We start from the raw sequence: 21,115 nt of genomic DNA on the forward strand, positions 1-21,115 counted from the left end.
CTCCGGTTGGTCAACGGGTGTCGTCCGTCTCACCGGCCTGCCAGGGCATGGCCCGTCGCAAGGCCGCATCGACGGCGGTGTAGAGCGCGACCGAAAGGATCGCGAGGGTAAACAGGGCGGCGAACATCAGGTCGATCTGCATGCGGCCGTTGGCATGCAGCATCAGGTAGCCGAGACCGGCCGAGGACCCGACCCACTCGCCGACGACGGCGCCGATCGGGGCAACCGCTGTAGCGACGCGCAGGCCGGACGCCAGGGCGGGGAGGGCTGCCGGTATGCGGACACGCCGGAACAGGCGCGGCCCCTGGCAGCCCAGCGTGCGGGCAGCGTCGATCCAAAGCGGCTCGACCCGGCGCAGACCGTCGTAGAACGCGGTGGTGACCGGGAAGAAGATGATCAGTGCGGCCATCACCACCTTGCTGGCGATGCCATAGCCCAGCCACAGCACCAGCAGCGGCGCCAGCGCGAACACCGGGATCGCCTGGCTGACCACCAGGACCGGTAGCAGCCAGGGGCGTACCGGCCGGAAGGTGTGCAGCACGGTGGCGGTCGACAGCCCGACGGCGGCTCCGAGCACCAGCCCCAACAGGATCTCGGTGACCGTGATGCCAGCGTGGTGCAGCAGGATCGGGCTGCGCTCGACCCACGCCACAGCGACCCGGGCCGGACCAGGCAGGATGTAGGGCGGCGCGGCGGTGACCCATACCACGATCTGCCACAAGGCGATCAGCCCGACGGCGATCGTCGCGGGCCGCGCAAGGCGGGACAGGTGCGTCATCGCCGGGAACGATGTTCCCGAACGGACGCTGCGTATGGGTCGGACAGGCCTGTTGCGCGATCGCGCATCGCTGCCTCCTTGCTCCCTCCGCCGGCGTGATCCGGATCAGGTTCGTGGGGTCGTCCGGTTTCCCGGACCTCTCAGCCGCCCGATTGCGGCTCCCCCGAAGTGGCGACGCGATCATGCGGCGGGACCACCCCCTTGGCAAGGGCGTTGCGGTGACGCAGGTTTGCGGACCATGGATATCGCCCAGGCCAGCCCCAAACACCTGCCGGATGCGTACCGCGTCGCTCCCGAAGTGACCGCGCGTCGCGACCCGGCGTGGACCCGCTTTGACCCACGACGGCTTCCGGCGCGGTTTCCGACGCAGCCGATCCTGGTCGGAAACGAGATCTACCGGCATTCGGTGTACGGGCAGAACCATCCGCTCTCGATCCAGCGGGTGACGCCTGCCATCGATCTGGCGCGCGCCCTCGGATGGCTGGACGATGCGGCTTATGCCGAGAGTCCCCAGGCCGAACCGGACCAGTTGCATCGCTTCCACGACCCGGACTACGTGGCCGCCGTGGTCGAGGCCGAGCGCACCCGGCACGTGCCGGAGGCGATTCGCGAGCGCTACAACATCGGACGCAACGGCAACCCGGTGTTCGCCGAGATCTTCCGCCGGCCGGCCACGTCGTCCGGCGCGTCGATCTTCGCCGGATCGGCTCTTGCGAAGGTGCAGCGTGGGATCATCCATTCACTGGCGGGCGGTACCCATCACGGGCGCCGCGACATGGCCTGGGGGTTCTGCTTCTTCAACGACCCGGTCCTCGGGATCCTGGCGATGCTGGATCATGGGCTGGAGCGGATCGCCTATGTCGACCTGGACGCCCATCACGGCGACGGGGTTCAGGACGCGTTCCACGACGACGGCCGGGTGCTGACGATCTCCATACACGAGGACATGCGCTGGCCGAAGACCGGTCCGCTGTCCGATCGCGCCGGAGGACTGGCCCGCAACCTGCCGGTTCCGGCGGGTCTCAACGACAGCGAGTTTGCCCTGTTGGTCGCCCAGGCGGTGGTTCCGCTGGTCGACCGGTTTTTCCCCGACGCCTTGGTGGTCCAGACCGGCGCCGACGGGCTGGCCGACGATCCGCAGGCCAAGCTGGACCTGTCGAACCGGGCGCTGTGGGATGCCGTGGCAGCGTTGATTCCGACTGCCCCGCGGGTGCTGGTGGTCGGCGGTGGCGGCTACAATCCGTGGTCGGTGGCGCGGGCCTGGACCGGAATCTGGGCGACCGTGAATGGCCATGACCCGGACGTCGCGCTGACGCCGGAAGCGGAACGGATCCTGCGCGACCTGACCTGGAACCACAGCCGCGGCCGCAATCCGCCGGAACATTGGTTCACCACGCTGGCCGACCGGCGCAACCCGGGGCCGGTGCGAGACGACATCCATCGGATCATCGAGGCGGTATTGAAACCATGAGAGCCCTGTTCCTTGCCCTCTCGCTGCTGTTCTGCACCGATGCAGCGGTCGCCCAGGAGCGTGCTGCGCTGACCATCGAAACGGCATCGGGCAGCCGGCACGTCTTCCAGGTCGAAGTCGCCGATACCGATCAGGAACGCAGCCAGGGCCTGATGTACCGCCAGGAAATGGCCGCCGACCACGGCATGCTGTTCGTGTTCGACCGGCCGAGCCGCATCACCATGTGGATGAAGAACACGCCGCTGCCGCTCGACATGCTGTTCATCGGCACCGACGGCCGAATCGTCGACATCCACCAGCGCGCGGTGCCGTTCTCCGTCGATACCATCGCCTCTGGGCGACGCGCCCTGTATGTGCTGGAGGTCAACGGCGGGACCGTCGACCGGCTCAGGATCACCGTCGGCGACCGGGTGTCGGGTGCCGGTGTCGGCGGATGAGGGCGCCTATCGTGCCGACTGAAGAAGCGTGTTGGTGTCGACCCCCAGCCGCGTCCCGGCCTCGACGATCAGCGCGACGGCCTCGTCGTTGAGCGGAATGCCCTCGCGGCGATTGCGTTCGGCAAATTCGGCTTCCAGATCTCCTGGCAGGTACAGCCGCTCAACCCCGTCGGCGCGCCGGCTGTCTCGATACTGACGGGCGATTCGGTCGACATGCTCGGCGAAGTCGGCGATGTCACGGAACGCCGACACGTTAATCGCCAGGTAGAACTGTCCGTCGGCGCCCGGCGTAGCGCCATCGAGCATGTTTCCCGACTCGGTGCCATAACCGGCGCCCGACAGGACCGAGGCCAGCAGGCCGACCATCACCGCAAGGCCGATGCCCTTGTGTCCGCCGATCGGCTGGATCAACCCCTCCAGCGCCGCCGCCGCGTCGGTGGTCGGTGCGCCGGCCGCATCGAACGCCCAGCCTTCCGGGATCGGCTGTTCCTTCTGGGCATAGACCCGGATCTTGCCATGGGCGGTCGCTCCCAGCGCGACATCAAGCACGATCGGACCGCGTCCGCCGCCTGGCACCGCGATCGAGATCGGGTTCAGCCCGACGATTTTGTCCACCCCGCCCCAGGGCGCCATGGTCGGCAGGGCGTTGCTGCCGGCAACGCCGATCATTCCCTGCATGGCAATTCGCATCGTGTACCAGTCGAGCGCCCCGCTGTGGTTCGAGCCGCGCACGGCAGCGAACGCCACATTTACGGTGCGCGCCCGGTCGATCACGGCGTCCACAGCCAGCGTTCCGGCAATCTGGCCCATGGCGTTGTCGCCGTCGATCACCAGCGCGGCACCGGAATCCGACACGATCCGCGGCCGTCCCCGTGGGTCGACTCCGTCCTCGGTCATCTTCTTCACATAGTCCGGGACCCGAAGGACGCCGTGCGAGTGGATGCCGCGCCGGTCGGCATGGACCAGGGATTCGGCGAGCGTCACGGCGTCGGCCCCGGTCATGCCACAGGCCGCGAACACCTGGGACACGACATCGCGCAGGACAGGCTCGGGATACCGCCGTTCGGTCTCCTCGCCCGGATACCGCGCCATGACGAGTCCTCTCCTAGCGCTTGCGGGCCAGTGTCAGGCCATCGCCGATCGGCAACAGTGCCATGGTGACCCTCTGGTCGCCGTGGATCTTGGTGTTGAGGGTCCGGATAGCCCTGGTGTCGGCGCTCTGGTCGCGATCGTCGACCACGGCTCCGGACCACAGCACGTTGTCGACCGCGATCAAACCGCCGGTCCGCACGAGAACCAGCCCTCGCTCATAGTAGGCGTCGTAGTTCGATTTGTCGGCATCGATGAACATGAAGTCGACGGTTCCGGCCCAGCCGCTGGCGATCAGGCCATCCAGGGTCTCGACCGCCGGCGCGATCCGCAGGTCGATCTTGGAGGCGATCCCGGCCTCCTCCCAGAACGGGCGGCCGATGGATGTCCACTCGTCGCTGACGTCGCAGCATACCAACTGGCCGTCGACCGGCAGGGCCAACGCGGTGCGCAGCGCGGAGTAGCCGGTAAAGGTTCCGACCTCGATCGCCCGGCGCGCGCCGAGCAACTCGACCAGCAAGGCCAGCGCGTTGCCCTGGTCCGGTGCGATCTGCATGCCGGCCGTTGGCATGCCCCGGGTCTTCTCCCGAAGCTTGCGTCCGACTTCCGGCTCCCGACCGCCGACTTCGTTCACGTAGGTGTAGAGAGTGTCATCGAGCGAGAGGGTGCGCGGGGACATGCGGGACTCCAGGTCGGACAAGGCGGTTCGGGGTAGGTTGGGCGGAACGGCGCCCGTCGCAAGCGACTATGGCTCGTTTCAGGCCTTGGGGATCGCCGTCTCTGCCCCGGCGGCCTCGGCTGAGACGTAGCCGGCATAGACTGTCGCGATAGTGTCGGCCGCCAGTTCGGAATCGCTTTCCACCGGGTCGCCATAGGCGACACTGCGGTAGAACGCCTCGATCTCCTGGGGGAAGCCGTTCAGGTGATCCTCATCCGGCGCGGTTGGCGCCCAGCCCTGCTTGGTGCCGAGCTTTTCGACCAGGTAGACGTCCTTGAACACCTCCTCGACCGGATTGTAGGTCTGCATGGCGTTGTTCGGGTTGATGTTGCAGACCGCGCGGTGGTTGTTGGCGATCACTTCGAGCCGGTTCTTGATGCCGCCCATGATGATCTCAGAGGCGAACACCGTCGCCAGCGTGCCGTCCTCGAAGGTCACGTGCAGCATCGCGACATCCTCGATGTCATGGTAGTCGGTGCGCAGATGCCCGGCGTCCTGATAGTCGGGCAGGCGGGTCAGCTCGTGGATGCGGGCGCTGATCGTGGCGGGACGGATCGGCTTGCCGCCGCGAACCCGGCCCTCGACCCGCTTCAGGTAGAGCACCGCGCTGAGCGGATGGCAGCCCTTGCCCACCATCGAGCCGCCGCCGGCGAACTTCCAGTAGCCGTACGCGGGCGAGTGTGAGCCGGAGTGGCCTTGTTCGCCGTGCATCCAAAGGATCTGCGCGCCGGTTTTCTCGATGATGTCGCGCTCCTTCTGGACCGAAGGCGCGTAGACCCAGTTCTCGGAGTACAGGACCTTGGCCGTGGACTTCGCCTCGGCCTCCAGGATCCGCCTGACGCTGCCCATGGCGGCGTCGAGTGCCTTTTGCTTGGGATAGCCGCGGCCGTCGAAGTCCTCAGAACCGTCACCGAAGAACCCCGTGAACGGCTTCTCGACGATCGGCCACACGCCGCGTGCCAGGGCCGCGACCGCCACGGTTTCGTGGGTTACCGGCGGAGTGCAGACATGCACCACGTCGACTCGGTCGAGCAGGGAATCGAGATCGTCGAACACCGTCAGGCCGAGCGGCTTGGCAAACGCCTCGGCGCTGTCGCGGGTGCGCGACACCACGCCGATCACCTCGGGTTCTGTTCCGAACACCCGCTCTATTGCCTGGCAATGGAACTTTGCGGCGAACCGCGACCCGACGATCCCGGCCCGTACCCGCTTCTTCTCTCGTTTCATCGCATCCCCCGGTTTGCACGGCAGCACCGTGCCGCCGGTGGCGGGTTTGGGCAAGGTTCGCTATAGCGTCGTTCGAACTTTCACCGAACGAGCGGTACCGTGCTCATCCATACCGAGCGCTTCGTAATCCGTGATTTCGACGAACGCGACCGGGTGGCGTTCGTCGCCTATCAACGCGATGAACGGTACCGTCGGCTCTATGACCTTCCGGACGATGGCGGGCAACGGGCCGACGAACTGTTCGACCGCTTCGCCGTCTGGAAGCAAGAGTTGCCGCGCCGCAATGTCCAGGTTGGAATTTTCGACCGCGTTTCGGGCCGGCTGTGCGGGTGCTGCGGCCTTCGCCAGAGCGATGTGCCGGATGGCAGCGCTGTCTTTGGTATCGAGCTCGCACCGGACAGTTGGGGGCGGTATCGGTTGGCGATCGACGTCGCCGCCGCGCTGGTCGACTATGGGTTCTCGGTACTGACTCTGGACCGGATCACGGGCGATACCGCGAGCGGCAACCGCCGGGTTGAGCGCCTCGCGCGCTGGTTCGGCGCGACGATCGTGGCCCGGCGCACCGGCCCGGACTGGATGGCCGCTCGAGGCTGGGTGGAGGTCGGTTGGGCCTTGTCGCGCAAGGCGTGGGTCGGCTTGCGAAGAAAACCCAGCGAGGCCGATGCGTCCGACGATACGTCGGATCCAGCCGGAATTACGAACTCAGTGCTTGATTGAGCGTTCTTGGAAGGCTAGGAATTCCGCGACTTTGAAAGGTCTCGGGGTGTAGCGCAGCCTGGTAGCGCATCTGCTTTGGGAGCAGAGGGCCGGCGGTTCGAATCCGTCCACCCCGACCATTTCAATCGGGCCGGGATCGGCGGTCGGCCGACCGGGCAGGCATAGGGGGAGTGGCGATCATGCAGGTGCGTATCTACAAGCCGGCCAAGAACGCCATGCAGTCAGGCCGCGCCAAGACCAAACGCTGGATCCTGGAGTATCGGGCCGAGACCGCCCGTGTCCCCGAACCGCTGATGGGATGGGTGTCTTCGGGCGACACGACCAACCAGGTGCGGATCCCGTTCGATAGCCGCGAGGAGGCCGTGACGTTCGCCAAGCGGCATGGCTTCGCCTATTCGGTGGTCGAACCGCACGAGCGTGCACCGAAACCGAAGGCCTATGCCGACAATTTCGCGTTCAATCGCAAGATCAACTGGACACACTGAAGGCCGTCGCTCCGGCTCTTCATTTGAAACGGGCGCCCATAGCTCAACTGGATAGAGCACCCGCCTTCTAAGCGGGCGGTTCGAGGTTCGAGTCCTCGTGGGCGCGCCACTCCCACCGGGCAGTTCGAGTGCGAATGCCGTCAGTCACGCGCCTTGGCGATGACCTCGATCCATTTGCCATCGAAATCGTGGGTTTCGACGATCTCGAAATCTTTCATGAATGCATACTGCTGCGCGGGCACGACCATCGTGTCGATATCGGGGTCGTCGATATAGACGTTTCGATTGACGTGATACAGGCGGCGGGTACCCAGCGTCCTCATGGCATTGCCGTAGAACAGATGGTTGCGCTCGTCCATGTGTTGAAAGCTCATGGTGTTCAGCGCCAGGTCAACCTTCAACGGTAGCGTACGCAAGCGCCACGGTGGAACGACGGCCGCCCGGTGTCCGGCAGACAGCGTATCGCCGTCCTCCCACAGCCCGGTGACCGCGTCGCCATACAGTGACCTCAGATAGGTGTAGGTGAGTACCATGTTCACCGGAAGGTCGGTGAGAACGTATGTGACATCCGGCCGGATCGCCATCAGGCGCGACGCGACGGAGCCAAAGCCCCCGCCGATCTCCAGCACGACGCCGTTCTTCGGGATCAGAGACATGATCCGACACGCATAGTACGCCGAGTGCAGGCTCTTGCTGGTGATCGTTCCAACTCCCGGAAGTTCCAGGACCCGGGCGCCGAAACGATCGTCGTCGACGACCGCCGCGTCGTACCAGTCGATTCCCGGAGCGCTTTGACGAAACAGTCGGGTGATAAGACCGGCATACTGCCCCCACGCCGACTGGGTAAAGCGGGCCCGCTCGTCGTCACGATACGGTGGGTAGAACCGGTTGAAATCGAGTGGTGGGAAATTACTCGGCCGGTCCGGCGCGGTTTGCGTGCCGCTTGACACCTCCGAGCTTCGAAATCTGGCAAGGCGTTCCGGCGTCAAAGGAAAGCGATACTTGCTGTCTTCGACCCGAGAGGGCGTCCAGCCCTCCCACGACCGCATTTGCATTTCGCTCAGGAGCCAACCATAGCGTGCTTCGGCGGCATCGAGGTCGACCGGGTGATGTGCACGCGGCGGAAGGGGCTTGCGCCGCCGCGGAGTACGGGTGTGTAGCTCGCGCGCCCGGCCGTTGGTCTTCAACAACAGCAGGAAATTGTTCCACATGCGGCGGGAATTCGGCTCGAGCAGGCAGGCTCTCTGGGCAGCTCGAATCGCGGCATCGGGATCGTGATCCATCGTCGCGATCATGGCAGCGTCATAGCCGGCCCACTGCGCCGGTGCCTGTACGATCGAGCGACGGTGGTGATCGGAGGGAACGTCAGGCATCTGGATGGTCATCCGTGCGTTAGGGTGAACGTCTGTCGCACGGCGGACCCACCGGATGCAACGTGCCGGTGGGAAGTCCTACGGTCGCTTCGCAGTGATCTCACGGCGCCAGATGTAGAGACCGCTGCCGATGACGATGGCTGAGCCCAGCCAGATCGAGGGGCCCGGAAGATCGCCCCAAACCAGCGCCCCGAGCAGCAGTGCCCAGACCAGGCTGGTGTACTTGAACGGTCCGACCAGTCCGACTTCGCCGAGGCGAAGGGCCTCGATCATCATGGCCTGAGCGAGGCCGACGAGCACGGCCGTTCCAGCGAACAACCCGGCATCCTCCCAGTTCAGCGCCACCCAGCCGAACGGAAGCGTCATCAGGCCGGCGAGTGCCACCACCGAGGTCGAGACCACCAGGATTGCCAGGGTCGACTCGCCACCTGTGCCCATGCGTCGGGTAACCACATCCCGCAAGGCTCCGAGCAGTGCCGCGCCCAGCGGGATAAGGGCGACCAGCCGAACCATCTCGGGGGTCGGGCGCACCATCACGATGACGCCGGCAAAGCCGACTGCGACCGCGGTCCAGCGTCGCCAACCGACACGTTCACCCAGCAGCAACGCCGCCAGCATCGTGCCGAAGATCGGCCCGGCGAACGAAATCGCGATGGCGTCGGCGATCGGCATCAACGAGAGCGATGTCACGAACAGAAACGTCGAGGCCGCCATCAACGCACCGCGGCCCAGATGCGGCCGCCAGTCGTGGACCCGCAGTTCGGCCAAGCGGCCCCGGGCGGCTGCCCAGCCGATCGCCAGCATCACCACCAGCGCGCCGCGAACCGCCAGCACCTCGCCGACCGGCAACCGCTGCGTCAGCCATTTGGCGATGGCGTCGTTGATGGTAAGCACCGCCATCGCTGCGACCATCAGCAGGATTGCGTGCGTCGGCCCGCCAACAATTTTGGCTGGATTTGCATGGTTGCGACGAGAGGTGGTGCCGGAAAGCATCATCCCCTCATACGCGGTGACGATAGGTCAGGGAAGCTGTTGGACGCGTTGATGTCCCGGTGCTATCACCGCCGCCATGCTGTCGATACGCAACATAACCGTCCGTGTGGCGGGCCGAATTCTGCTGGATGATGCCTCGGCGACCATCCCACCGGGACATCATGTCGGGCTGATCGGTCGCAATGGCACCGGAAAGTCGACGCTGCTGCGGGTGATCGGCGGCGAACTGCAGCCGGACCTGGGCTCGTTCGAGCTGTCTGGGGTATTCTCCGGTCCGAACGCCATCGGCTGGGTTCGCCAGGAGGCCCCCGGCGGGATCGAGAGTCCGATCGAGCATGTCCTGGCAGCCGACCGCGAACGGGCGTCGCTGATGGCGGAGGCGGAGACCGCGACCGACCCGCATCGGATCGCCGAGGTCCAGACCCGGTTAGCCGACATCGGCGCGCATGCCGCACCGGCGCGTGCGGCCCGAATTCTTGCCGGACTCGGGTTCGACGAACCGATGCAGAACCGCTCCCTGTCGGAGTATTCCGGCGGCTGGCGGATGCGCGTGGCCCTGGCGGCGGTGCTGTTCCAGGAGCCGGAACTCCTGCTGCTCGACGAACCGACCAACCACCTCGACCTGGAAACCACCGTCTGGCTGGAGGGACATCTGAAGGCCTATCCGAAGACCCTGATCGTGGTCAGCCATGACCGCGACATGCTGAACGAGGTCGTCACTTCGATCCTGCATGTCGAGCAACTGCGGCTGACGCAGTACTCGGGGAACTACGACACCTTCGAGCGAGTGCGCGAGGCGCGGCTGGCGCTGCTGGACGCGCAGCGGGTGAAGCAGGACGCCCAGCGCAAGCATTTGCAATCGTTCGTCGATCGGTTCCGCTACAAGGCCTCCAAGGCGCGACAGGCCCAAAGCCGCATCAAGATGCTGGAGAAGATGGAAGTGCTTCCGGCGGCACTGGCCGATCCGGAGACACGCTTCACCTTTCCGACCCCGGACAGCCTGGCACCGCCGTTGCTGTCGATGGAGAAGACGGCCGTCGGCTACACACCCGGCAAGCCGATCCTGTCACGACTCAATCTGCGCCTGGATCCGGACGACCGGATCGGTCTGCTGGGATCGAACGGTAACGGCAAGACAACGCTGGCCCGCATGATTGCGGACGAACTGGCGTCGGAGGGTGGCGAGGTCCACCGGGCGGCGCGCCTGCGGGTCGGCTATGTTGCCCAGCACCACGCCGACGAACTGGATCCGACCGAAACGGCGGTCGATCTGTTGCGCCGACGATTGCCAACGCTCCAAACGGACCGCGTGCGCGCCCGCCTTGGCGCGGTTGGCCTGACCCAGGACAAGCAGACCACCGCGGTCGGCAAGCTGTCGGGCGGCGAGAAGGCTCGCCTGTCCCTGGCGCTGGTCATGGCGTTCGACCCGCATGTCCTGGTGCTGGACGAGCCGACCAACCACCTGGACATCGACGCTCGTCTGGCGCTGGTCCAGGCGCTGAACGATTTTCCCGGTGCCGTGGTGCTGATCAGCCATGACCGGCGGCTGATGGAGCTGACGGTCGATCGCCTCTGGCTGGTGGCGGACGGCACGGTGAAACCGTTCGATGGCGACATCGCAGCCTACGCGGCGCAGGTCCGCGACGAACGCCGCGGATCGGCTCGCCGCGCCGATTCCGAAGACGGCAGCCGGGTCAACAAGAAGGACCAGCGCCGTCTGGCGGCGGAAGCGCGTCGGCAGAACGTGGAGGCCCGCAAGACCGCGCAGGAAGCCGAGAAGCGGCTGGAGAAACTGACGGCCGAACGCGATGCGCTGGTGACGAAGCTTGGCGATCCCAAAACCTACAGCGGATCGACGGCCGAGATGCACAAGCTCATTCAGAAGAAGGCGGCGCTCGACGCACAGGTCGCCGAAGCCGAGGAACGCTGGCTGGCCGCAGCCGAAGCGCTGGAGTCTGCATCCGCCTGAACCGAGACGGATCTACACCCGGGAGGAAGACCGATGGCCAAGACGATCGACGCGCAAACCCTGCACGCGCGACTGGAGGGGCCGGAGGAGATCGCGCTGATCGACGTCCGGGAGCAGGCCCCCTATGCCGCGTCACATCCAATCCTGGCCGCCAACATTCCGCTCGGCCGGCTTGAGCTCGTGATTGGCGACCGGGTACCGCGCCGATCGACCCCGATCGTCGTCGAGGATGCTGGCGAAGGGCTGGCGCAGGCCGCTGCAGCGAAGCTCGAAGGCTTTGGCTATACCGACATTTCGGTGCTCGAGGGTGGAACACCGGCCTGGGCCGCGGCCGGGCTGGAACTGTTCAGCGGCATGCACGTGCCCTCCAAGGCTTTCGGCGAGTTCGTGGAGCACGCCTATGGCACGCCGTCGGTATCGGCCGATGAACTGAAGGGGATCATGGATTCCGGCCGCAAGCTGGTGGTCCTCGACTCCCGCCCGATGGATGAATTCAAGGTGATGAACATACCGACCGGCATCGACGTGCCGGGGGCGGAACTGGTCTACCGACTGGAGACGGTCGCTCCGGATCCCGACACGCTGGTGGTGGTGAACTGCGCCGGCCGGACCCGCTCGATCATCGGCGCCCAGTCGCTGATCAATGCCGGTGTGCCGAACGAGGTTGTGGCGCTGCGCAACGGCACGATGGGATGGCACCTGTCCGGACACAAGCTGGAACACGGTCAGGCGCGATCGGCGGCGGAACCCGACGCGGCGGCGCTGGAAGCAGCCAAGGCACGGGCAGCCGCGGCCGCCGCGCGTTTCGGAGCCCGCCGCGTCGACGCTGCGACCCTTGAAACGTGGCGTGCCGAGCGTGATCGCCGGACGCTGGCGATCCTGGACGTCCGGACCATCGAGGAGTTCGAGGCATCACGGATCGCCGATTCCCGGCACGCGCCCGGCGGCCAGCTGGTCCAGGGAACCGACCTTTACCTCATGGTGCGCAATTCCCGGGTCGTGCTGGTCGACGACAAGCGGGTTCGGGCCGACATGACGGCCAGCTGGCTGGCCCAGCTCGGTTGGTCTGACGTGTACGTCCTGGACAGTGGGCTGGACGGCCAGAAGCTGGCGTCGGGCGCCTATCAACCGCCGGTTCTGGGCGCCGATGCCTTGCCTCCGGTGGCATCGATCGCGCCGGCGGAAGCCAAGCGGCGCATGGATGCCGGAACGGCGGTGATGCTCGATCTGGCACGCGGCCTGGATTACCGGGACTCGCACCCCGAAGGCGCCTGGTGGGCATCGCGGACGGCCATTGCCGACAACCTGTCGAAGATCCCGTCCGGGGCCGCGCTCATCCTGGCGGCACCCGAGGAGATGTTGGCTCGCCTGACCGCCGCCGATCTCGCGAGCAGTGGCCGCGACGTGCTACTGCTGGAAGGTGGGCGAGGCGCGTGGAGTGCGGCCGGGCTGGCGATGCAGAGTGGAATGACGGCGTTGCTGTCGGAGCCGCAGGACGCCTATCTGCGCCCCTATGATCGTACAAATCGTGCCGAAATCGAGAAGGCGATGAACGCCTATCTGGATTGGGAGGTGGCGCTGGTCGAACAGATCAAGAAGGCCGGCGGACTGGAGTTCAAGCACTATCCGGCTTGAGCAGACGTCAGGTCAGGCGGCGACCGTTGCGCGGGGGTCCGAGCCCACCAGGTCGAGCGCCACTTCGCGGAAGCACCGGTACAGCTTCGGCTCCAGGTGCGGCCCCGCCATGGTGTCCATGATTGCGGTCGCCTGGTGGACTGGCATTGCCGGCTTGTAGTCGCGCCGGTCGGTGAGGGCGGTATAGATGTCCACCACCGCGGTCAACAGCGACAGCTCGTCGATCTGACCGCCTTTCAGTCCGTTGGGATAGCCGGTACCGGCCAACTGCTCGTGGTGATGCCGGACGGCGGCAATCAGGCCGGGGCGATCAGCATAGACATCGGCCAGCATTGATGCGCCGAGATCCGGGTGAGTACGCATGATCGCCATCTCATCATCGGACAGCCTGCCGGGCTTCGCCAGAATATCGATGGGGATCCTCAGTTTACCGACATCGTGGGCCAGCCCGGTCTCGGCCATCAGTGCCACGTGGTCGGTGTCGAGTCCGAGATGGCGTCCGAAGGTCGCCATCAGGATCCCGACGCGCAGGCTGTGGGCAAAGGTATAGGCGTGATGCCCCTGCAGCAGCCCGAGAACGTTCGTGACGGAGCACTCGTCGGCGAACGTCACCACCCGGGTGGCCGTCTCCGACAGCAGGGATCGGGTGTGGCTGTTGATCACACCGTCATCCATGCTGCGAAACAGCCTGCGGCTGTTGTCGAGCAGGACCTTGGCTTCCGGCTCCTCGGCTGCCAGGCGGCGATCGTCCCGGGCGCTGTACAGGTCCCAGAAGCGGTGGAGAACTGAGCCGGCAGATGCGCTGCGAAGGACCCAGCCATCGATTACGCCGGCCTGTCGCGCTTCCTCCACCGCTGAGCTGTCATGGTCGGCGATGACGAGGATGAGAGCGTTCTGGCCGCCCGGCCGCTCGCGGGCACGTTCGCAGATCTTAAGGCCGCGGCCGCCCGGCAGCACGTCCTCGACAACCACGATGTCAGGGCTGGATTCAAGCGCTGCGTCGGCATCCCAGCGATTGTCGACGCAGGACACTTCGAACGAGTCTCGGAACGCGACCAGGATCGCGTTGTATCGTGCCGGGTTGGCAACGCCGAGGAGGAGCCGTTCCAGTGTCATTCCGCGCCCTGTCGTTCCGCCGCTCTTCTTGCTTGTTGGGCGGAGTATGGCGCTGATCGCTTAAGAAGCCATGAACACATACGTGACTTCCACAGGTCAGGCCGGATCACGCCGGCTCATCCTCGGATCCGGGTGGAGGGCCCAGGCTGTGCCGGTCGATGGCGCCGGCCTTGACCAGTGCATAGACAGGGCATCCTTCCTCAAGGCGCAGTGCGGCTGCTGATTTGCGGGTAATGCGGGCCCACAAGTGCTGGCCATCCAACAGCGATATTCGGATGTCAACGTGCGGGCCGTCGGTGGCGGCGATGTTCACGATGGTTCCCGCCAGTGCGTTCAGAACGCTGGTGGCGGATGGTGGCGTCACCGCGATGGCAACGTCGCGGGCTCGAATGCGGACGCGCAGGCCCTGTCCGACAGCGAGGTCGGTCGCGGGGACGGTGAATGTCTGCTGTCCGAGTTCGATTAATGCCAGACCCCATTCCGGCTCGATCGACGCTACCCGGCCGCGCAACACCGCGCCGGCTTCATGCCGTCCGGTCAACGGGCGGAGGTCGATTCGGCTGGTCAGGTCTTCGACCGGGCCGACGGCGGCAATTTGGCCGTCGGAAACCAGAACCAGGGTATCGGCCAGACGGACGACCTCGTCCATCTGATGGCTGACATACACGATCGGTACGCGCCGCAATGCCCTGAGTTCAGCCAGCATCGGCAGGACCTCGGCCTTTCGGGCGCCGTCCAGCGCCGCGAGCGGTTCGTCCATCAGCAGGGCCTGAGGCTTCATCAGCAGTGCCCGGCCGATCGCGACCCGCTGGCGCTCGCCGCCGGACAAGCCCGGGGGGCGCCGGTCGAGCAGCGGGGAGAGCCCAAGCAGCGCTACCACGTCGTCAAATGACGGAGGTTCGGCGGTCAGTGTCGGGTCGCGGGGCGCGCCGTACAGCAGGTTCGCCCGCACGGTTAGATGCGGGAACAGGCGCCCGTCCTGGAACACCACGCCAAGCCGACGTTGCGGAATCGGAACGTCGATCCGTGCCGTGGAATCGAAGAAGGTCACATCGTCGATCGCGATGCGCCCGGCGGTTGGCTGGAGCAGCCCGGCAACCGCATTCAGGATCGAGGTCTTACCCGCACCTGACCGGCCGAACAACGCGGTCACGCCGTCGGTCGGCACGTCGAACGCGGCTTCGAGCGCGAATCTGCCAAGGCGTGCGCGGATGTCGATATGGATCACGACCCGCCCCCGAGGCGTTGACGCAGACGCCGTGCCATCAACTCCGACAGGGCAAGGGCGGCAAAAGCGACCGCCAACGACAATATCATGAGGCGCAGCGCGGCCGGTTCGCCGCCCGGCACCTGGGTGAACGTATAGAGCGCCAACGGCATCGTGCGCGTCTCGCCGGGAATGTTCGACACGAAGGTGATGGTGGCGCCGAACTCGCCCAGTGACCGTGCGAACCCGAGAACCGCTCCTGCCAGGAGGCCGGGAGCGGCGAGAGGCAGCGTGATCGTGGCGAGCACCCGGATCCGGCCGGCACCCAGGGTCCGCGCTGCCGCCTCCAGCCCTGGATCGATTGCTTCGATCGATAGCCGGATGGCCCGAACCATCAGCGGAAACGCCATGACCGTGCTCGCGATGACCGCACCCTGCCAGGTGAACGCCAGAGAGATCCCGAAATGCGCGTCCAGCCAGGCACCGACCGGTCCGCGCCGCCCCAACAGCAGCAGCAGCAGGTAGCCGACGACCACCGGGGGCACCACGAGCGGGATATGAATGAGACCGTCGACCAGCGCCTTGCCTGGAAAGGGAATCCGGGCAAGAAGCCAGGCGGTCGCCACAGCCGCCGGCATGCCAACGGCCACGCTCCAAGCGCCGACCTGAAGGCTGAGGACCAGCGCGCTCCATTCTTCGGGAGAGAGTTCCGGCACGGCCACCTACCGGACCGCCGGCTCGAACCCGTGGCGCGAGAAGGCGGCCAGCCCCCTGTCCGACAGGAAGAGGGCCAGGATCTTCTGGGCGGCCGGCCTCAGTGCTCCGCCGGCCGTGAGTGCGATCGGATACACAATGGGTTGGTGCGACCCGTCCGGAATCATCGAGACCACCGAAACACCGGCGGCGGCTCTGGCGTCGGTCGCGTACACGATACCCAGCGGTGCCTCGCCACGCTCAACCAGGGCCAGCGCGGCCCGGACATCCGCCGACGGTGCCAAACGGGTCGAAACCGCAGTCCACAGGCCGAGCGCGTTCAGCGCCTGTTTGGCGTAGATGCCGGCCGGTACGCTATCGGGCTCGGCAATCGCCAGTCGCCGGCCGGCGAGCGCCGAAGCAAGGTCGGCACTCGCCGACAGCGGATCGGGAATACCGTCGGGCACCGACCCGGCGGGGGCGACCAGCACCAGCCTGTTGCGCATGAGGTCATGGTGTGACGGGACCGAGATGTCTCCAGAGGCAGCGAGGCGGTCCATCCAGTCTGCATTGGCGGACAGGAACAGGTCGGCCGGCGCACCGGCCTGGATCTGCCGGGCAAGCGCGGAACTGCCGGCGAACGATGCCTTCAGGTCGATTCCCGGATCGACTTCAGCGGCGAGTCTGGCGATCGAGAGAACCGCTTCCCGGGTGCTTGCCGCGGCAAAGATCAAGACGGACTCACGGGCGCTGGCTGAAAGCGGCGCCGCGAGGCACGCCACGGCGCACAGGAAGAATGCAGCGACCGACCGTGCCGACCGAACGGACTGGCGTCCTGCGAAAAGCATCATGGGAATGGTGGCCGAACCGTTATGCACGAAGGTATATAGCGCCATCCATGCGACATTTGTCCAGTATGGAACGTGGCATCCGTTCAAGGTTCTCAGAATATCATTATATTCAATAAATCAAACTGCTATGGTGGATTCTTAAGAATCATAGCGAACTGGTCGAGCGCGTCTGACACCGCGGCGTCCGCCTGGGCCTCCATTGCACGATAACGGTCGAGCGCATCCCGCCCCAACTCGGTCAGCATGGCCCCGCCACCGCCGCGTCCACCGGCAACACGCTCGATCAGCGGGGAGCGGAAGTCGCCGTTCATGGCTTGAACCAGCTGCCATGCGCGTCCGTACGACATGCCCATGGATCGAGCCGCCGCGGCGATCGACCCGGTTTGGCCGATCGCCTCCAGCAGACTGGCCTTGCCGGGGCCAAGCGCGACCGCATCTCCGATCAGCAGGCGGATCCGTGGTCGCATCTGAGCTCCCTCAAGCGACGATCAGGCTGCAGCTTGCGCGGCCGCATTCAACCGTTCAAAGCCGGCATCGAGATCGGCAATCAGGTCGGCCACGTCTTCCAGGCCGGCGTGAATCCGCAGGAGCTGTCCCGGGTCGTCCCAGGTGGTGGCGGTTCTCAATGCCTTGGGGTCGCCGGGCAGAATCAGGCTTTCGAAGCCGCCCCAGCTGGCGCCCATTCCATACAGGCCGAGGCCGTCCAGGAACGCGGCGAGAGCCGCTCGCGGCACGGGCTTCAGGACAAACGCAAACAACCCGCAGGCGCCCGTAAAATCGCGCTGCCAGAGAGCGTGATCCGGGTGACTCGGCAGGCCTGGATGCAGGACCTGCGATACTTCCGGCCGGCCTTCGAGCCAACGGGCCAGTTCCAGGCCGTTCGCCTCGTTCTGCTTCAAGCGTACGGCCATGCTGCGCAAACCTCGCTGCGCCAAGTACAGATCGTCCGGCCCGCAGCAATTGCCATGCAGCCTCACCATGTCGCGCACGGTGCCTGCGTACTCCTGCGTGCTGGCGATCATGCCCATCATCACGTCTGAGTGCCCGCAGATGTACTTGGTGACCGCTTCCACCACGATGTCGACGCCCTTGGCGAAAGCGTCGAAATGCAGGGCCGTGCCCCAGGTATTGTCGGTCAGCACGACCGCCCCGTGAGCGTGCGCCGCTTCGGCGATCGCCGGAATGTCCTGCATCTCGAAAGTGAGAGAGCCTGGAGCCTCGGTGTAGACGGCTCGCGTGTTTGGCTTCAGCAGGGCGGATATCCCGGCACCGATTCGCGGGTCGTAGTAAGTGGTCTCGACGCCGTAGCGGGACAGCATCTGGTCGCAGAACTTGCGAGTCGGAAAGTATGTACTGTCGGTCATCAGCACGTGGTCGCCGGCCTTCAACACCGCCATCAGTGCGCAGGCGATCGCGGCCATGCCCGACGACACCGCAACCGCGTCGGCCGCACCGTACAGATCCGCCACGGCTTCCTCGAAGGACCGGCTGGTCGGAGTTCCGGCCCTGCCGTAGCGATAGCCTTGAAAGTCCGGCTTGCGCGACGCCTCCCATACCGCCAGTGACGGCTGAAGGATGGTTGAGGCGTGATAAACGGGCGGGTTGACCACACCGTGATTGTCGTGGGGGTGGCGTCCGGCATGCACCAGGCGGGTGCGTGCCGTCTTGCCCTTCCAGTCGTGCATGACCTCTATTCCTCCGAGACGTCGGCCTCCGAATGACCTCGGAGAGCGACAGCGAGCCTAGCGGCAAATGCTCGTTCTGATCCACACCGGTGGCGGCAAGGCTTGCCATCCGGTCGTGTAGCATGGTGTGATGTCGGTGTTTCGGGCGGTTGTCTGCTTTTGCGGCACTCCGCATCGCACTGCACTCGCGGTAAGCAGGTGCGGACCCGGGGAGGGGGATAAAAGCGCGAAACGTAAGCGATTGTGGTCTGGCAAGGTCCTTGCGAAGGGGACGCACATGACTGCAGCGTTTGGATTTCGTCATAAACGATAACTGGGTGGGTTTCACATGAAGAAGGTCAGCCTTTTCGGTCTGGGCGCGGGGCTTTTGGCCGCCCTGACGTTCACTGCCGAGCCGGTATCTGCGCAGCAGAGCACGCTCGACATCGTTAAGAGCCGCGGGCATCTGCGGTGCCAACTTGGTACGCCGGCGCCGGGCTGGTACATGCTGTCCGACAGCGGCAAGTGGTCGGGCTTCGACTACGAGAACTGCCGCGCGGTTTCGGCTGCGATTTTCGGCGATCCCGACAAGATCGAAGTTCAGTCGGTCACGTCGGCTGTGCGCTTCACGGCGATGGGCAACGGTGAGTCCGACATGCTGTCGCGGACCACGACCTGGACGCTGTTCCGCGACACCCAGTTGGGTCTCGATTTCACCACCGTCAGCTTCTACGACGGCCAGGGCTTCATGGTCCTGAAGGACGCCGGCATCAAGAGCGCGCTTGAGCTCAAGGGTGCGACCGTCTGCGTCGCGACCGGCACCACCACCGAGCTCAACCTGACCGACTACAGCCGGACCAACGGTCTGGACATCAAGCCGGTCGTGTTCGAGGACAGCAACGTCCGCGACAACACGTTCTTTACCGGTGGCTGCGACGCCATCACCAACGACAAGTCGAGCCTGGCCTCGACCCGCGCCAAGGCACCGGACACGACGATCTTCAAGATCCTGCCGGAGACGATCTCCAAGGAGCCGCTCGGCCCGGTCGTTCGCCAGAACGATTCGCAGTGGAAGGACATCGTCCAGTGGTCGGTCTACGCGATGATCGCGGCCGAGGAATACGGACTGTCGTCGTCCAACATCGACAAGGTGCTGGGCGAGACCTCAAATCCTGAGATCAAGCGCATGCTCGGCGCCGAAGGCGACCTGAACAAGGGTCTCGGGCTGGATCCGAAGTGGGCCTACAACATCATCAAGTTGGTGGGCAACTACGGTGAGAACTACGATGAGTTCATGGGCGAGAAGACCGTCATGAACATCCCGCGGGACGGTTCCCCGAACGCCCTGTGGACCAAGGGTGGCCTGCTGTACTCGCCGCCGTTCCGGTGAGCGATTGATTGGCGCAGCGCCCGGTCGAGATGTCGACCGGGCGCTCGCGTTTCAGCACGCGCGTTTCATTGATCCGATTTGACGGCGGAGGGCCCCAACATGGCCGTTCTCGAGAAGGGATCCCCTCGAGGTAGGAGTCGCTCGCTCTCAGAGTGGCTGAACGACGAGCGAGTCCGTTCGGTTCTGTATCAAGCGATCGTGGCGATCGTCGTCATTGCTGTCGCCCGATACCTTTTCACCAATACTTCCGAGAACCTGCAAGCCCGGGGCATGTCGGCGGGGTTCGATTTCCTGACATCGTCGGCCGGCTTTTCGATTGCCTGGTCCGTGCTGCCGTATACAGCCGGTGACTCCTATTTCCATGTCTACCTGGTGGGCATCGGCAACACGCTGATGGTCGCGCTGGTCGCCATTCTGTGCACGACGCTCCTCGGCTTCTTCGTCGGAATCATGCGGCTGTCCAAGAACTGGCTGATCTCGCAGATCGCCGCCTGGTATGTTGAGATTCTGCGCAACACGCCGCTGCTGCTGCAGATACTGTTCTGGTTTCTCGCGGTGTTCTCGCTGCTGCCGAGGCCGAACAAGAGCCTGTCCTTCCTCGACCTGTTCTTCCTGAACAACCGTGGGCTCTACATGCCGGCGCCGGTTCCGGGCGAGGGGTTCAACGTCACCCTGATCGCCGTGCTGGTGGCCATTGCCGCGACCTATGCCCTGGCTGTCTGGGCAAGGAAGCGTCATTTTGCGACCGGGCAACGGTTTCCGGCGTTCTGGACGGGCCTTGGGGTCCTGTTCGGGCTTCCGCTTCTGGTTTTCCTGGTCACGGGTTCACCGCTGTCTTTCGACTATGCGGCGCTCAAGGGCTTCAATTTCCAGGGTGGTGCCAGCGTTCCGCCTGCGTTCTGCGCGTTGCTGCTGGCTCTGGTGATCTATCATTCGGCCTACATGGCGGAAGCCGTTCGGGCCGGCATCATGTCGGTGAGTCACGGTCAGACGGAGGCTGCCTATTCACTGGGCCTGCGCCCTGGAATGACTTTGCGGCTGGTGATCATTCCGCAGGCGATGCGGGCGGTCGTGCCGCCGATGATCAGCAACTGGATGAACGTCGTGAAGAACTCGTCGCTGGCTATCGCCATCGGCTATCCAGATCTGGTTGCGGTCTACATGCAGACCTCGCTGAACCAGTCTGGGCATGCGATCGAGATCGTCGCGATGGTCATGCTGTTCTACATGTCGGTCAGCCTGAGCATTTCGTTCGCGCTGAACTACTACAACAAGATCGTTCAGCTGAAGGAGAGATGAGCC

General features: G+C 65.2%; 20 protein-coding genes, 2 tRNA genes and 1 riboswitch. Of the genes, 10 read left to right on the forward strand and 12 right to left on the reverse strand.

What is annotated here, in order from left to right:
- Positions 1-10: 10 nt before the first annotated feature.
- Positions 11-778, reverse strand: a complete 768-nt coding sequence (locus tag RIC54_RS26465; protein ID WP_350094382.1) for an ABC transporter permease — start codon at positions 776-778, stop codon at positions 11-13.
- Between the two features lie 64 nt (positions 779-842).
- A riboswitch (TPP riboswitch) is annotated at positions 843-953 on the reverse strand.
- A gap of 63 nt (positions 954-1,016) precedes the next feature.
- Here RIC54_RS26465 and RIC54_RS26470 point away from each other — a divergent pair.
- Positions 1,017-2,249, forward strand: coding sequence for an acetoin utilization protein AcuC (locus RIC54_RS26470; protein WP_350094385.1), 1,233 nt, complete (start codon positions 1,017-1,019; stop codon positions 2,247-2,249).
- Positions 2,246-2,686, forward strand: coding sequence for a DUF192 domain-containing protein (locus tag RIC54_RS26475; RefSeq protein ID WP_350094388.1), 441 nt, complete (start codon positions 2,246-2,248; stop codon positions 2,684-2,686). The genes RIC54_RS26470 and RIC54_RS26475 overlap by 4 nt, the downstream gene beginning before the upstream one ends.
- Before the next feature lie 6 nt (positions 2,687-2,692).
- On the opposite strand, the gene RIC54_RS26480 is transcribed toward RIC54_RS26475, so the two are convergent.
- The 3 genes from RIC54_RS26480 to RIC54_RS26490 form a co-directional block, all read right to left on the reverse strand.
- The gene (locus RIC54_RS26480) at positions 2,693-3,778 is read right to left on the reverse strand and encodes an Ldh family oxidoreductase (RefSeq protein ID WP_350094391.1); all 1,086 of its coding nucleotides are present in this window, start codon (positions 3,776-3,778) and stop codon (positions 2,693-2,695) included.
- 13 nt (positions 3,779-3,791) lie between these two features.
- Positions 3,792-4,454, reverse strand: coding sequence for a class I SAM-dependent methyltransferase (locus RIC54_RS26485; RefSeq protein WP_350094394.1), 663 nt, complete (start codon positions 4,452-4,454; stop codon positions 3,792-3,794).
- Positions 4,455-4,532: 78 nt separating this feature from the next.
- Complete coding sequence (locus RIC54_RS26490) at positions 4,533-5,720, reverse strand: Gfo/Idh/MocA family protein (RefSeq protein ID WP_350094397.1); 1,188 nt, start codon at positions 5,718-5,720, stop codon at positions 4,533-4,535.
- A 99-nt stretch (positions 5,721-5,819) separates the two neighbouring features.
- Between RIC54_RS26490 and RIC54_RS26495 the strand changes: the two genes are divergently transcribed.
- The 4 genes from RIC54_RS26495 (at position 5,820) to RIC54_RS26510 (ending at position 7,031) form a co-directional block, all read left to right on the forward strand.
- Positions 5,820-6,437, forward strand: a complete 618-nt coding sequence (locus RIC54_RS26495; protein WP_350094400.1) for a GNAT family N-acetyltransferase — start codon at positions 5,820-5,822, stop codon at positions 6,435-6,437.
- A 42-nt stretch (positions 6,438-6,479) separates the two neighbouring features.
- A tRNA-Pro gene (locus tag RIC54_RS26500) sits at positions 6,480-6,556 on the forward strand.
- A 60-nt stretch (positions 6,557-6,616) separates the two neighbouring features.
- Entirely contained in the window at positions 6,617-6,922 is a 306-nt protein-coding gene (locus tag RIC54_RS26505) for an ETC complex I subunit (protein WP_350094403.1), read from the forward strand.
- Positions 6,923-6,954: 32 nt separating this feature from the next.
- Positions 6,955-7,031: transfer RNA gene (locus RIC54_RS26510), tRNA-Arg, on the forward strand.
- A 31-nt stretch (positions 7,032-7,062) separates the two neighbouring features.
- Here RIC54_RS26510 and RIC54_RS26515 read toward each other — a convergent pair.
- A complete protein-coding gene (locus RIC54_RS26515; RefSeq protein WP_350094406.1) occupies positions 7,063-8,295 on the reverse strand; it encodes a putative sugar O-methyltransferase in 1,233 nt (410 codons plus the stop codon).
- A 78-nt stretch (positions 8,296-8,373) separates the two neighbouring features.
- Positions 8,374-9,291 carry a DMT family transporter gene (locus RIC54_RS26520; RefSeq protein ID WP_350094409.1) on the reverse strand — a complete coding sequence of 306 codons (918 nt, stop codon included), beginning with the start codon at positions 9,289-9,291 and terminating at the stop codon, positions 8,374-8,376.
- Positions 9,292-9,364: 73 nt separating this feature from the next.
- Between RIC54_RS26520 and RIC54_RS26525 the strand changes: the two genes are divergently transcribed.
- Both RIC54_RS26525 and RIC54_RS26530 read left to right on the forward strand, forming a co-directional pair.
- On the forward strand, positions 9,365-11,257 hold the full coding sequence (locus RIC54_RS26525) for an ABC-F family ATP-binding cassette domain-containing protein (RefSeq protein WP_350094412.1): 1,893 nt from the start codon (positions 9,365-9,367) through the stop codon (positions 11,255-11,257).
- Positions 11,258-11,290: 33 nt separating this feature from the next.
- Complete coding sequence (locus RIC54_RS26530; protein ID WP_350094415.1) at positions 11,291-12,892, forward strand: rhodanese-like domain-containing protein; 1,602 nt, start codon at positions 11,291-11,293, stop codon at positions 12,890-12,892.
- Between the two features lie 12 nt (positions 12,893-12,904).
- On the opposite strand, the gene RIC54_RS26535 is transcribed toward RIC54_RS26530, so the two are convergent.
- The 6 genes from RIC54_RS26535 to metC all read right to left on the reverse strand — a co-directional run bounded on the left by RIC54_RS26535 (position 12,905) and on the right by metC (position 18,444).
- Positions 12,905-14,008, reverse strand: coding sequence for an HD domain-containing phosphohydrolase (locus tag RIC54_RS26535; protein WP_350094418.1), 1,104 nt, complete (start codon positions 14,006-14,008; stop codon positions 12,905-12,907).
- Between the two features lie 106 nt (positions 14,009-14,114).
- Positions 14,115-15,236 (reverse strand): molybdenum ABC transporter ATP-binding protein, encoded by a 1,122-nt coding sequence (gene modC, locus RIC54_RS26540; protein WP_350094421.1) that lies wholly within the window; start codon positions 15,234-15,236, stop codon positions 14,115-14,117.
- Entirely contained in the window at positions 15,233-15,931 is a 699-nt protein-coding gene (gene modB, locus RIC54_RS26545; RefSeq protein WP_350094424.1) for a molybdate ABC transporter permease subunit, read from the reverse strand. The genes modC and modB overlap by 4 nt, the downstream gene beginning before the upstream one ends.
- Positions 15,932-15,937: 6 nt before the next feature.
- Positions 15,938-16,642 (reverse strand): molybdate ABC transporter substrate-binding protein, encoded by a 705-nt coding sequence (gene modA / locus RIC54_RS26550; protein WP_350094427.1) that lies wholly within the window; start codon positions 16,640-16,642, stop codon positions 15,938-15,940.
- Between the two features lie 242 nt (positions 16,643-16,884).
- Positions 16,885-17,226 (reverse strand): winged helix-turn-helix domain-containing protein, encoded by a 342-nt coding sequence (locus RIC54_RS26555; RefSeq protein ID WP_350094430.1) that lies wholly within the window; start codon positions 17,224-17,226, stop codon positions 16,885-16,887.
- A gap of 21 nt (positions 17,227-17,247) precedes the next feature.
- The gene (gene metC / locus RIC54_RS26560) at positions 17,248-18,444 is read right to left on the reverse strand and encodes a cystathionine beta-lyase (protein WP_350094433.1); all 1,197 of its coding nucleotides are present in this window, start codon (positions 18,442-18,444) and stop codon (positions 17,248-17,250) included.
- Between the two features lie 328 nt (positions 18,445-18,772).
- Between metC and RIC54_RS26565 the strand changes: the two genes are divergently transcribed.
- On the forward strand, positions 18,773-19,813 hold the full coding sequence (locus RIC54_RS26565; protein WP_350094436.1) for an amino acid ABC transporter substrate-binding protein: 1,041 nt from the start codon (positions 18,773-18,775) through the stop codon (positions 19,811-19,813).
- 198 nt (positions 19,814-20,011) lie between these two features.
- A complete protein-coding gene (locus RIC54_RS26570) occupies positions 20,012-21,112 on the forward strand; it encodes an amino acid ABC transporter permease (RefSeq protein ID WP_350094439.1) in 1,101 nt (366 codons plus the stop codon).
- The last annotated feature ends 3 nt before the right edge of the window (positions 21,113-21,115 follow it).

Origin of the sequence: Thalassobaculum sp. (genome assembly GCF_040219215.1) — a bacterium.
In the GTDB taxonomy this organism is placed as follows: domain Bacteria; phylum Pseudomonadota; class Alphaproteobacteria; order Thalassobaculales; family Thalassobaculaceae; genus Thalassobaculum_A.